The organism is Hyphomicrobiales bacterium, from assembly GCA_002869065.1.
Taxonomy (GTDB): Bacteria; Pseudomonadota; Alphaproteobacteria; order Rhizobiales; family Rhodobiaceae; genus Rhodobium.
Genome location: PKTR01000003.1, coordinates 139,092 through 150,729 on the forward strand (window position 1 = coordinate 139,092; position 11,638 = coordinate 150,729).

At 63.9% G+C, this 11,638-nt stretch carries 15 protein-coding genes; 9 read left to right on the top strand and 6 right to left on the bottom strand.

The annotated features are described in order from the left end of the window. The first annotated feature begins 136 nt into the window (after positions 1-136). The 3 genes from C0606_11370 (at position 137) to C0606_11380 (ending at position 2,096) form a co-directional block, all read left to right on the top strand. On the top strand, positions 137-919 hold the full coding sequence (locus tag C0606_11370; GenBank protein PLX37102.1) for an NAD kinase: 783 nt from the start codon (positions 137-139) through the stop codon (positions 917-919). Positions 920-1,037: 118 nt separating this feature from the next. After that, on the top strand, positions 1,038-1,571 hold the full coding sequence (locus C0606_11375; GenBank protein ID PLX37324.1) for a two-component system response regulator: 534 nt from the start codon (positions 1,038-1,040) through the stop codon (positions 1,569-1,571). A gap of 57 nt (positions 1,572-1,628) precedes the next feature. Next, on the top strand, positions 1,629-2,096 hold the full coding sequence (locus C0606_11380; protein ID PLX37103.1) for a histidine kinase: 468 nt from the start codon (positions 1,629-1,631) through the stop codon (positions 2,094-2,096). Here C0606_11380 and C0606_11385 read toward each other — a convergent pair whose 3' ends face one another. Next, a complete protein-coding gene (locus C0606_11385) occupies positions 2,097-3,293 on the bottom strand; it encodes a hypothetical protein (GenBank protein PLX37104.1) in 1,197 nt (398 codons plus the stop codon). A gap of 284 nt (positions 3,294-3,577) precedes the next feature. Between C0606_11385 and C0606_11390 the strand changes: the two genes are divergently transcribed. After that, the gene (locus C0606_11390; protein ID PLX37105.1) at positions 3,578-3,934 is read left to right on the top strand and encodes a hypothetical protein; all 357 of its coding nucleotides are present in this window, start codon (positions 3,578-3,580) and stop codon (positions 3,932-3,934) included. Between the two features lie 15 nt (positions 3,935-3,949). Further along, on the top strand, positions 3,950-4,432 hold the full coding sequence (locus C0606_11395) for a hypothetical protein (GenBank protein PLX37106.1): 483 nt from the start codon (positions 3,950-3,952) through the stop codon (positions 4,430-4,432). 13 nt (positions 4,433-4,445) lie between these two features. Here C0606_11395 and C0606_11400 read toward each other — a convergent pair whose 3' ends face one another. Continuing rightward, a complete protein-coding gene (locus C0606_11400; protein PLX37107.1) occupies positions 4,446-5,456 on the bottom strand; it encodes a lytic transglycosylase in 1,011 nt (336 codons plus the stop codon). Between the two features lie 210 nt (positions 5,457-5,666). On the opposite strand from C0606_11400, the gene C0606_11405 reads away from it, so the two are divergent. Both C0606_11405 and C0606_11410 read left to right on the top strand, forming a co-directional pair. Then, a complete protein-coding gene (locus C0606_11405; protein PLX37108.1) occupies positions 5,667-6,125 on the top strand; it encodes a dehydratase in 459 nt (152 codons plus the stop codon). A gap of 4 nt (positions 6,126-6,129) precedes the next feature. Next, positions 6,130-7,011, top strand: a complete 882-nt coding sequence (locus C0606_11410) for a CoA ester lyase (GenBank protein PLX37109.1) — start codon at positions 6,130-6,132, stop codon at positions 7,009-7,011. A gap of 15 nt (positions 7,012-7,026) precedes the next feature. On the opposite strand, the gene C0606_11415 is transcribed toward C0606_11410, so the two are convergent. The 3 genes from C0606_11415 to C0606_11425 are packed head-to-tail and all read right to left on the bottom strand — an operon-like array spanning position 7,027 to position 8,869. Next, a complete protein-coding gene (locus tag C0606_11415) occupies positions 7,027-7,650 on the bottom strand; it encodes a negative transcriptional regulator (GenBank protein PLX37110.1) in 624 nt (207 codons plus the stop codon). Positions 7,651-7,689: 39 nt separating this feature from the next. Further along, positions 7,690-8,295, bottom strand: coding sequence for a flavin reductase (locus C0606_11420; protein PLX37111.1), 606 nt, complete (start codon positions 8,293-8,295; stop codon positions 7,690-7,692). A gap of 4 nt (positions 8,296-8,299) precedes the next feature. After that, entirely contained in the window at positions 8,300-8,869 is a 570-nt protein-coding gene (locus C0606_11425; GenBank protein ID PLX37112.1) for a nitroreductase, read from the bottom strand. Between the two features lie 485 nt (positions 8,870-9,354). On the opposite strand from C0606_11425, the gene C0606_11430 reads away from it, so the two are divergent. After that, complete coding sequence (locus tag C0606_11430) at positions 9,355-10,305, top strand: hypothetical protein (protein ID PLX37325.1); 951 nt, start codon at positions 9,355-9,357, stop codon at positions 10,303-10,305. Positions 10,306-10,333: 28 nt separating this feature from the next. Continuing rightward, positions 10,334-10,741 carry a thioesterase gene (locus tag C0606_11435; protein ID PLX37113.1) on the top strand — a complete coding sequence of 136 codons (408 nt, stop codon included), beginning with the start codon at positions 10,334-10,336 and terminating at the stop codon, positions 10,739-10,741. 18 nt (positions 10,742-10,759) lie between these two features. Here the strand turns inward: C0606_11435 and C0606_11440 are convergent, their stop codons facing one another. Continuing rightward, a complete protein-coding gene (locus C0606_11440) occupies positions 10,760-11,593 on the bottom strand; it encodes a glycerol acyltransferase (GenBank protein PLX37114.1) in 834 nt (277 codons plus the stop codon). Between the last annotated feature and the right edge of the window lie 45 nt (positions 11,594-11,638).

Genomic DNA, 11,638 nt, shown 5'->3' on the forward strand with positions numbered 1-11,638 from the left:
GGAACCGCCGCGCCCCTCCGCCCGGCCGCGCAACCAACGCATCAATTGGCTTGACGCCGGTGCCATGCTAGACCACCGCGCAATGCGCAGGACGATCGCAGTCCAGCACAAACGCAGTCCGTGAGGAACCGCCCGCATGGCAAACGCGGCGAACACAATCGAGAAGGTCGCCTTCGTCGCCAGCCCGACGGACGAGGCCCGCCTCGCGCTGAGGCGGTTGTCGGAGATCTACGGCGATACGCCGCCCGATGAGGCCGACGTCATCGTCGCGCTCGGCGGCGACGGCCTCATGCTGCGCGCCCTGCATCAGTTCATGAACACCGGCAAGCCGATCTACGGCATGAACCGCGGCTCGGTCGGCTTCCTGATGAACGAGTTCCGCGAGGAAGAACTGCTGGAACGCCTCAACAAGGCGGAACCGACCGGCATCCGCCCGCTGCTGATGGAAGCCACCGATATCGACGGGCTGCACCACACCGCGCGCGCGATCAACGAGGTGTCGCTGCTGCGCCAGACCTACCAGGCCTCGAAGCTGCGTATCTCGATTGATGGTCGGGTGCGGCTCGAGGAGCTGATCTGCGACGGCGTGCTGGTCGCGACGCCGGCGGGCAGCACCGCCTATAACCTTTCGGCCCACGGTCCGATCCTGCCGATCTACGCGCCGCTTCTGGCGCTGACGCCGATCAGCGCGTTCCGGCCGCGCCGCTGGCGCGGCGCCCTTTTGCCCGACCGTGCACAGGTCAGGATCGACGTGCTTGACGCCGTAAACCGCCCCGTCAGCGCCGCGGCCGACCACAACGAAATCCGTTCGGTCGCCGAAGTTCTGGTGCGCCAGGATCCGGACTCGCAAAGCCTGATCATGTTCGATCCGGACCACAGCTGGGACGAGCGCATCTTAACCGAACAGTTCCGATACTGATCGGTTTCGCCCCGAATCAAACGCAGTGTGATAGCGTCTGCCCACCATTCAATATCGGGGCGACCGGTGGGGACCCTGCCGGCATTTTGGATTTGTCATGTCGTCAACCTATCGCGACATCATGAAGCTCGACCTGTCGACGCTTCGCTTTCTGGTCATTGAAGACAACACCCATATGCGGCGCATCATCCGCATGCTGTTGACCGGCTACGGCGCGCGCGACGTGCTCGAAGCCGAAGACGGCGCCGGCGGCCTCGAGGCCTTTCAGGCCAACTCGCCCGATATCGTCATTACCGACTGGGTGATGCCGATCATCGACGGCCTTGAACTGACCCGCATGCTGCGCTCGACCGAATCCAGCAGCAACGCCTATGTCGGCATCATCATGCTGACCGGCCACTCCGAGAAGAAGCGCGTCGTGGAAGCCCGCGACGCAGGCGTCACCGAGTTTTTGTGCAAGCCGATCTCGGCCCGGGCCTTGTATCTGCGCATCGCCAACACCATCGTCAATCCACGCCCGTTCATTCAAACCCGGTCGTATTTCGGACCCGACCGCCGCCGCTATGACAACCCGTCCTATCAGGGCGAAGAACGGCGCAAGCAGGCGCCGGAATTCGTTGGCTCCGGCGCCATCGCCGGCCTGAGCCGATAGCAAGCGGCAAGAGAAGGTTCGAGGAGGAAGAAGATCGTGCCCTCAGACAAGCCCGTGATGATGAACTCCCCGATCGACCTCGGCAAAAAGGTGCCTGACCTGCCGAAGGGAGCGAGCGTCGACCCGATCGCCGCCGCCGAAAAGGCGCTTGAGTCGATGACCGAGGACTTCAGCGCCTGGATGGACGAAGAGGCACGCCGTCTGACGGAAGCCTGGCAACGGGTCTCGAAGGAAGGCATGACGGCGAACGGACGCGAGGCGCTCTATTCCCCTGCCCACGACATCAAGGGAGAAGCGGCCACCTTCGGTTATCCGCTCGCCGGTGAAATCGCCGGCGGCCTGTGCCTGTTGCTGGACGCCGACGTCGCGCCCGACAAACTGCCGCTCAAACTGGTCGGCGCGCATGTCAACGCGATCATGGCGATCGTCAAGGAAGAGGCGAAGGACGCCGAGCACCGGGTCGGGCGCACGCTCGAGCGGGAACTGGCCACGCTTGTCGACGACTTCCTCGCCGGCAACGGCTGATCACGCCGCTTCTTCGAGCGCCGACTCCAGATACAGCGCCGCGGTGCGCTCGATGCGCAGTTCCTCGCGCGCCATGTCGAGCCGTTCGCGCGCCGCGTCGCGCGCCGCCTCGCTGGCGAACCGCCTGAGCAGCACGAGAAGTTTGTCGGCATTGGCCGGCGCCAGATGCTCGTAGCGGGTAAGCACACGTTCGATCATCCGCCGGGAGAAACGCGGTGTGTCGCCGGCTTCCCCATCGAGCGCCATCTCGCGATAGACCGCCATCACCAGCGCAAACACCTCGATCGCGGCTTTCGGCAGACCTGCCTTGCCGAACAGGGCTTTTTGCACCGACACGCGGCCATCGGCCATGATCGCGAAGACCCGCGCGACCGGTACACCGGAGAGCTGCGCCATCGCCGTCTCGACGAAACGCATGTTGCCGGTGCACAGCGCCCGCAACAAAAGCGCCGTGGTCAACTGGCCGCGGCTGCGCAGATGGGCAACCAGCACGTCCATGTCGGTTTCGATGACTTCGGCGGCCAGCGTCACCGTCGCCTTGTCGCACGCATCGCGCACGCAGCGGTCGGCCCGCTCACTCCCCAGACTGAACCTGTCGACGGCGAAGGCGCCGAGTTGCGAGCCGAGCTGGGCGATCAGCATCTGACGAATGGAGACCGGAAGATCGGGGCGGGCAAGCAGGATCGAGCGCAGGCGGGCATCGCCACCGTGGCGCTCCGTCAGCCGCATCATCGCGGCGTGTCCGATTTCCGCCCCTGGATTATCGGCGAGAACCGAAACCGCCTCGGCAGACCCGACCTCGGCGAGCGCGGCGGCAAGCGCGGGCGACACATAGGGTCGGGCCGCAACCGCGCTCTGGCACGGCGTATCGCCGATGGCGATGATGTCGACCAGTTCCCTGTCGCGAAGAACCGGTGAACGCTGCAGCACGATCGCGGCGATCTCCGGCTGATCGTTGGCCAGCGTCAGCATCACATGGCGCGGCGCCAGAGGGCTACGAACCAGGGCTTCGGCAAGCGCCGCGCGAACCCGCACGGCGGGATCGTCGAGCGCCAGCGTCAACGCCGCTTCCACATCGTCCCGATCCATCGGTTCGAGATCCTGCTTCAGCCACACCTCGGCAAGCCCGCACACCGCTTCAACACGGGTGTCGACCGAAGCCCCCTCAATCCGTCGCAGCCACTCTCTCACAATCATGCAACGCACCGTCCGAATACGCAGTCAGCACAGGATGGCGCACAACTTCAGCGCCGTCACATGGATGGTCTCACGCAAAGACTTAATGTTCCGTTCACCGTGTTTTTTAAGAGTTCCGTCCGTGCGGCATGGCTGCCCGCTTGCCAGCGTGGCTAGGAAAAAAGACGTTGCGACGTCTTCCTTTGGGGAACTACGATTGTTTCCATGCTTTTCTGGAACCACCGATCGGTTCCTGAAAATCTCCGGGGGAAACAACAATGCTGACAAAAAGAACAATGACAGGAATGGCTTTGGGCTTGCTCGGTGCGGCAGCCCTGATGACGCAGACGACCGAGGCCCACCACTATGTCGGCAACTACAAGTCCGACATGACGACAATCAAGGGCCGCATCACCGAGGCCTTTTTCGGCAATCCGCACGGCCACATCATGGTTAAGAGCGGCGGCACGACCTGGGAAGTCATTCTCGGCTCGGCTTACGATTCCAAGAAGAAGAAACTCGCCGACCAACTCAAGGTCGGCATGTCGGTCAAGGTGATCGGCTGGCCGCATTTCAGCGATGACATGAAGGAAATCCTTCCCGCCTCGATCCGCACCAGCGAGCGCCTGATCGAGATGTATCGCAGCACCAGCGACCGGTGAGGTCCCGCCTTGGATATGATCACGCCATTCCTCGCCACGCTTGAGCACAGCGACTTCGCCAGGGCCCTGCGCGAGACGATGCTGTTTTACCCGATCATCAACACGCTGCACATTTTCGGGATAGCGCTCTTGTTCGGCGCCATCGCGAGCTTCGATATCGCCGTCATCGCGCGGCGCCCGGCGGACCGCCTCGCCCATCTGAAGGCGCAATGCATCCCGCTCGCCGGGGTCGGGCTCGTGCTCGCAATCGTCACCGGAGTCACCCTGTTCATCGCCCGCGCGCAGCACTACGCGGCACATCCGGTGATGCTGGCGAAATTCGCTTTGCTGGCAATCGGCCTGATCAATATCGCGCTGCTGCACGGCAGCCGGAACTACCGGGCGCTCGACACGAGTCTCGACGCGGAAGGATCCCCGCGACTTCGCGCGGCTGCCTGGATTTCGCTGCTGTGCTGGATCGGCGTCATCATCGCCGGCCGCTTCGTCGCCTATTTCTGACGCGCACCCCGGATCAGGCCGGCGGCAGCAGATCCTTCGGCTTCGAAGCGCCGTTGACCTGCAGATAGGCGGTCAGATCGAGCGGCTTGCCATCGCTTGAAACGGCGACTGCTGCCGGCTTGGCCGGCGCCGATGACGGTGCGGAGAACATCCCCCGCACGCCTTCAAGCCGCGCCACCTGTGCGGTCAGCTCCGCGGTAAACCCGCTCCAGCCGCTGCTGCTGACCGGCTCCGCCGCGCTTCCGTCGGTGCGGAACAGGGAGTCGAAGGCCGACGCGGACTGCGTCGCGCTCCATCCGGCATGGACCCGCGCGGCGGCGTCGTCGGACGCGGTGTAGCCCATCAGGCCGAACACTTCGGAGAAGCGCGCATTGGTCGCCGAGGCCGTCATCACCTCACCGGTTGTCGCCGCGCCCTGATGCTTGCTCACCAGCTCGGCATAGACGTCGCTCGCCGAGCGCGCCGAGCCGTTCGAATTATAGAAAATGCTGCGATTGGCCGAGGCCTGCTTCGGGAACTTCGCTGCCGCCGAGGCGTTCGGCGCGGATTCGGCGAGCGTGATCAGCTTTTCCGCCCCGCGCGCGCCGAGGAAGTGCGCGATGTAGAGTTCACCCGCGCTCGGCTGGCGGCCGAGCTGCGATGTCAGCGATTCCGCATTCTTCTGCGTATAGGCCGCGGCCATATAGGACGACACTTTCGGGTCGTGCCGGAGCGACAGGATTTCCTGGCGCATATCCGCATCGGCCACCCGGTAGCTGCCATTGCGGGTGCGCTGGATCTGGGCCGCGTATTTGCCGAGCCCGAATTCCGCGCCCGATTCCTTCATGGTTTCGAGCCAGGTCGACTCGATGAACTGGAAAAGACCGGCAGCACTCGACGTCGAAGCGCGCGCGCCCGGATTCAGGCTCGACTCGCGCTCCGCCGTCCGCAGGAGATAGTCGAATGACGTTCCTGTGGTCTGGCTGGCTGTTGCGAACGCCTGCTCGATGCGCCCGGCAATCGATGGCGACGTGTCGACTTTCATTGGCCTCGCCTTTCAGGCACTGCCCCTCATCACCCCTGAATCTCGGTCGTTTATGGTTAATGAAACGTTAACTGCCCCGATCTTCACCGCTGAAGCAGCGGCATTTCCGTTGCCGTCGCACCAAGAGTGGCCTTTACTTGGCCAAGAGGATTCGCAATTCGGCGCGGTGCGGTGCGAGAAAAAACACCCCCCGCCAGCACGGAGGACCCCATGCCCGGGCTTTATTTCGAGGAATTCGAGGTCGGACACGTATATCAGCACAGCCTGCGCCGCACGGTCACCGAAATGGATAACATGTTGTTTTCCAACATGACCTTGAACCCGCAGCCGCTCCATATCGACTTCGACTTCTGCGCCAACGAGACCGAATGGGGCCAACCGCTGGTCAACAGCCTGTTCACGCTCGGTCTGATGATCGGCATCTCGGTCAACGACACCACGGTGGGCACGACGATCGCCAATCTCGGAATGACCGATGTGAAGTTCCCCAAGCCGCTGTTCCACGGCGATACGGTGCGCGTCGAGACCGAGGTGATGACGAAGCGCGAATCGAAATCGCGCCCCGATGCCGGCATCGTCGAGTTTGAGCATCGCGCCTACAAGCAGAACGGCGATCTCGTCGCCATCTGCCGCCGTCAGGCTTTCATGAAACGCAAGCAGGCAGACTAGTCCGATGCGCTCGCTTCTGTTCGTACCCGGCGACAGCCCGAAGAAACTCGCCAAAGGCCTCGCAAGCGACGCCGACGCGCTGCTGATCGACCTCGAGGACTCGGTCGCCGCCTCGGCGAAGTCCGATGCCCGCGCGGTCACCGCCGAATTCCTCACCGACGCGATCCCGCAGAAAGAGCGGCCGCGCCTCTACGTCCGCATCAACGCCCTCGACACGGGGTTGAGCGATGCCGATCTCGACGTGGTGATGGCGGCAGCGCCCGACGGCATCATGCTGCCGAAATCCCAGTCGGGCCGCGATGTCACCCACCTCGACGCGAAGCTCGCCGTACGCGAGGCGACATTCGACCTCGAAGACGGCGCGACACGCATTCTTGTGGTCGCAACGGAGACTGCCGCCTCGCTGTTCGAGATGGGCAGCTATCGCGGCGCCAGCCGCCGCCTGCTCGGCATGGCCTGGGGCGGCGAGGACCTCGCGGCCGACATCGGCGCCAGCCGCAATCGCGACGAATACGGCCACTACCGTGACCCCTACCGTCTTGCCCGCACCCTCTGCCTGCTCGGCGCCGTCTCGGCCGGCGCAATGCCGCTCGATTCCGTCTACACCAACTTCCGCGATGACGACGGTTTGCGCGCCGAGGCGACCATTGCGATGGAGGACGGCTTCACCGGCAAAATGGCCATTCACCCCGCCCAGGTGCCGGTCATCAACACGGTATTCACGCCGAACAAGGCGGCTATCGAGCGCGCCGAGCGGATCATCGCCGCCTTCGCCGCATCGGGCGATGTCGGAGTGGTCGGGCTGGACGGCGAGATGCTCGACATGCCGCATCTGAAGCAGGCGGAGAAGATCATGGACCGGGCGCGGCTGGCCGGGGTCGTCTAGACAGCAACAACGTCCCTACTCGTCGATGACGAGATCCATCAACCGGGCGATCTCGTCTGTCTCCGCTCCAAGACCGGCAGCACGGATGCCTGCGCTCGCGCCCTTGCGCGCGGCTTCGGGTTTGTTTTGCGCCAGCTTCCAGGTGCCCTGAATATCGGTGACGGTCATCGCAACCGGTACGATCTGGCGCAGCAGCCGGGCATAGGCATCCGGGTCGACCTTGTCGATCTTCCACGGCGCCTTGTCGGCGAGCCGCTCTTCCATCGTGTCCGACAGGCGTTGGAGAATGCCGTGCAGTTCAGACTGATCGAGCTGCCGCAGCGTCCCGCGCACATGAACGGCGACGTAGTTCCACGTCGGCACCTGATCGTCCAAACCGTACCAGTCCGGCGACACATAGGCATCGCCGCCCGAGACCACGATGACGGCCTCGACAGGCTCGCCGAGCAACCGGACGATCGGATTGGAGCGTACCAGATGAGCCTCCAGCGAGGCGCCATCCGCCGACAGATTGAACGGGATATGGCTGATCAGCGGCCCGCCATCGGCATTGACGGCCAACACGCCGAACGCGCGGTTTCGCGCAAAGGCGATGTTGTCGTCCTGTGGCGTCTTCCGGTAGGCGGGGTTGGGATGCATGGCTCACCTCCTGCGGCGGACTGAACAATGAACCGCCGGTTACCCGCCTGCGGGACGGTCGAGCGAGAACACGTTGTCGACCACGGCATAATCCATGTAGCCGAGCCGCGACAACAGCTTGAGACGCGGCGTGTCGACCTTGCCGTCGACGATATAGGCATCGTCGATATGAATACCGACCACCTGGCCGAGCACCATGTGGTTGTCGGTTTCGTTGCCGTCGATATCGCGGATCGTCAGGCTTTGCAGGAAGCGGCATTCGAGCGCCGCCGGAGACGCCGCCACGCGCGGAACCTTCACCAGTCGGCACGGCGCAGCCTCAAGACCGGCCGCCTCGAACTCCGACGCCCCACGCGGCAGCGGTGCGGATGTCGCGTTCATCGCATCGCGCAGATCGTAGGTCGCCAGATTGCAGACGAATTCGCCGGTCGCCTCGATATTGGCGATACTGTCCTTGCGACCGCTGCTGGAAAACATCACCACCGGCGGAATGTTGCCGACCGCATTGAAGAAGCTGTAGGGCGCAAGATTGGGGCGCCCTTCGGTGTCGAGCGAACTGATCCAGCCGATCGGTCGCGGCGCGACCAGCGCCTTGAACGGGTTGTGGGCAAGCCCGTGCTTGTTGTCCGCGCTCTCGAAAAACACCGGCTCAGCCTTCCGACCATTCGGTGATCAGACTGTCGAGATCGGGCCTTGCGCGATCGGCCGGCTTCTCCGTCTGCGTTCCGAGATGGATGAAGCCGGCGAACCGTTCACCTTCCTGAAGGCCGAGCATGGCGCCCGCCTCGTCATCGAAGGCATACCACTCGCTCAGCCATTGGCCGGCGAAGCCTTCGGCATGGGCGGCCAGAAGCAGGTTCATGCAGACTGCGCCCGCCGACAGCTCCTGTTCCCAGACCGGGATCTTGGGATGAAGGGCAGCCCGGCTGACGACGGCGACCACGAGCGGCGCACGGGTAAAACGCGTGCGTTCGACCGCCAGCAACTCCGGGTCGGTCGCGCCACGTGCGGCTACCATCGCCTCGAGCTTGGCGCCGGCCGTCTCGGCCGCCGGACCGCGAAACAGGATGAACCGCCACGGCGCCAGCTTGCCGTGATCGGGAACGCGCGCAGCGGCCGTGAGCAGTGCGCGAAGCGTTTCCCCCTCCGGCGCCGGTTCGGCAAGGTTGAGCGCCGCGACCGAGCGTCGCGTCAGCAGAAAATCGAGAAAATCGGACATCGAAACCGGTTCCTGAAGGTGGCGGGAGTGTTAGGGAAAAGGATAGGAGCGTTTGTGTAATGTCAATGGCAGCAACCTTCGGACTTGAAATCGCCACTGTTTTCAGAGATCGAGGGATACAAACACAAAAAGAGACTTCTCGAGGAAACCTCGACGCCATGAGGATCACTCCCGCCCCGATGTGCTTGCCTGTTCGTTTCTCCGTGTTGTTGCGGAGCGCGGGGGCGATGGTGGCGCTGCTGTTCGTGCTGGCAGTGACGAACATTGCCGCGGCGCAGCCCGCGCCGCCGAAAGCCGGCCCGCCGATGGGAGCGCCTCCGCTTGCCGCCCCGCCGATCGGCGCTCCTCCGGGCGGTGTGTCGGGCCCCGGTCACTCCGGCTTCGACGCGGGCGTCATGCCTGGACCCGCCGGCGGCGACATGCGGATGGATGTCATCGGTGACGCCCTCGGCAATCCCGACCAGACAGCCGCCGATACCAAGGCAATCGTCGACGAACTTGCCGGCGACCTCATCGCCTCGACCGAACCGCCTCTTCCCAAGCCAAAACCGACGCCGGAAGAACTCGCTGCCGCCGCAAGGGCAAAGGTCGAGGCCGAACACGCCGCCGCCCTGCTTGCCTACGCCCCCGCCGCGACATCGGAAACCGGCACGCCGCAAGAAGGCATGGAAGGCACGCTCTACCTCGTGGCCAAGCTCGAGACCGACGGCGAACCGATCAATCAGGGTATGGTCTGGCGGGTCTATTCCGAACCCGAACCGCAAGCCGAAAAGCTCGAACTCGTCGCGACCGCCACAGGCGGCGACGCCGAATTCCGCCTCAAGCCCGGGTCCTATCTGGTCCATGCCGGCTATGGGCTGGCCGGCTCCACCAGCCGCATCTCGATCGGCCCCGGCCGTGTGCGCTCGGAAACCGTCGTGCTGAATGCCGGCGGCATGATGCTGCACGCCGTCATCGACGAGAACGTTCCCCTGCCGCTTGAGCAGGTCAATTTCGACCTCTTCGTCTATGACGACGACACGCTGCAGAACCGCAAGCTGGTGAAAAAGGACATCAAGGCCGAGACGATCCTCAGACTAAACGCCGGCACCTATCACGTCGTCAGCACCTATGGCGATCTCAACGCCGAGGTCCGTGCCGACATTCGCGTCAAGGCCGGCAAGCTCACCGAGGCGACCGTCTACCACAAGGCGGCCGGCGTGACGCTGAAGCTGGTCAACGAACCGGGCGGCGAAGCCCTCGCCAACACCTCCTGGTCGGTCCTGACACCGGGCGGTGACGTCGTCGCCTCCAGTATCGGCGCGTTCCCGTCGTTCATTCTGGCGGAAGGCGACTACACCGTCGTCGCCAAACACAATGAGCAGCTCTACAATCGCGAGTTCTCAGTCGAAGCCGGCCTCGACCGCGAGGTCGAAGTCGTCGTGATGCAGCAGTAGGGGCCACATCCGGGCTCGAGGGGGACGAATTTTGGAAACCTACCGCGGGACGGTCTATCCCTATCAGCTCGACCACATGGGGCACATGAATGTGCAGTGGTACGTTGCCAAGTTCGACGAAGGAACCTGGCATTTCTTTTCCGCGCTCGGCATCACACCGGACTATATCCGCGACGAGGATCGCGGCATGGCCGCTCTCGAACAGGTCATCCGCTACAAGTCGGAAGTGATGGCCGGCGAACTGCTGGTCATAGACACCGAAATCCTGGAAATGCGGGAGAAGACGGTTCGCTTCCGTCACACCATGCGCCGCGCCGGCAGCGGTGAGACTGTTGCCGAGACCGACCTCGTTGCCGCGCATCTCGATCGCATTGAGCGCAAGGCCTGCCCGTTTCCGGATCACATCCGTTCCGCCGGCGAGGCACTGATCGGCTAGATCCGGTTTCGCCCCGGTTCAGGTAGCCTGCGGCGCGGCCGTGGTTCCTAACGCAAGCACGGATTCGTGCAGATAGCTCATCATCTGCTTGCGGTCGCGCATGCCGGCAAGCATCTCGTAGCCGATGATATCGCCGACGCGCACCTGCAACGCCGTGCCGACCAGCCTCTTGAACTCGCGCACCAGCAGCGACAGGCGAAGCGTCAGGCTGACGTGACTGGCGACGTGAAACAGCCGGCTGTTCTGGCCCTCGAAATAGACCGGCAACACGGCCGCGCCCGCCTCATGGATCATCCGCGCCGTGAAGGTCTTCCAGGGCAGCTCGCTCGCCCTCCCGAACGGTGACGAGGCCGTCGCCACGCCGCCGGCGGGGAACACCACGATGGTGACGCCCTCTTTCAGCAGCGCCAGCGCCTCGCGGCGCACGGCAAGGTTCTGCGCCATCGCTTCCTTTGTTTCGGCAAAGTCGATCGGCAGCGAATAGGGCCGGATTTCCGGCACCTTCAACAGTTCCTTGTTGATGAGAACCCGGAACGGCCTGCCGAGCTGTTCGGCAAGCGCCAGAATGGCGATCCCGTCACCGATCCCGAAGGGGTGGTTGGCGACCATGACCAAAGGCTGATCGGGCAGTTCACGCGGCGGCCACATACCCGAAGCGATGTCGAGCTTCACATCGACCAGGCCAAGCAGATCGCCCATCACCCGGTCGGAAGACCCGATGATGTCGTTGCGCCATATTTCGTAGAGGCGAACGAGACGCTTGCGACCGCACAGGCCTTCGATTGCCCGGATCACCCACTGCTTCGGCAACGGATCGTCCGGCGAGGCGTAGCTCAATTCCTTGAATTTCAAACCCAGTCCCCGCCCCGGCATCTCTTCGCAAACGGACGGCCGCGC

What these genes read in the sequence shown, in the direction of transcription:
- C0606_11370 (PLX37102.1), top strand. Translation starts at nt 137, where the DNA reads ATGGCAAACGCGGCGAACACAATCGAGAAGGTCGCCTTCGTCGCCAGC.
- C0606_11380 (PLX37103.1), top strand. Translation starts at nt 1,629, where the DNA reads ATGATGAACTCCCCGATCGACCTCGGCAAAAAGGTGCCTGACCTGCCG.
- C0606_11385 (PLX37104.1), bottom strand. Translation starts at nt 3,293, where the DNA reads ATGATTGTGAGAGAGTGGCTGCGACGGATTGAGGGGGCTTCGGTCGAC.
- C0606_11390 (PLX37105.1), top strand. Translation starts at nt 3,578, where the DNA reads ATGGCTTTGGGCTTGCTCGGTGCGGCAGCCCTGATGACGCAGACGACC.
- C0606_11395 (PLX37106.1), top strand. Translation starts at nt 3,950, where the DNA reads ATGATCACGCCATTCCTCGCCACGCTTGAGCACAGCGACTTCGCCAGG.
- C0606_11400 (PLX37107.1), bottom strand. Translation starts at nt 5,456, where the DNA reads ATGAAAGTCGACACGTCGCCATCGATTGCCGGGCGCATCGAGCAGGCG.
- C0606_11405 (PLX37108.1), top strand. Translation starts at nt 5,667, where the DNA reads ATGCCCGGGCTTTATTTCGAGGAATTCGAGGTCGGACACGTATATCAG.
- C0606_11410 (PLX37109.1), top strand. Translation starts at nt 6,130, where the DNA reads ATGCGCTCGCTTCTGTTCGTACCCGGCGACAGCCCGAAGAAACTCGCC.
- C0606_11415 (PLX37110.1), bottom strand. Translation starts at nt 7,650, where the DNA reads ATGCATCCCAACCCCGCCTACCGGAAGACGCCACAGGACGACAACATC.
- C0606_11425 (PLX37112.1), bottom strand. Translation starts at nt 8,869, where the DNA reads ATGTCCGATTTTCTCGATTTTCTGCTGACGCGACGCTCGGTCGCGGCG.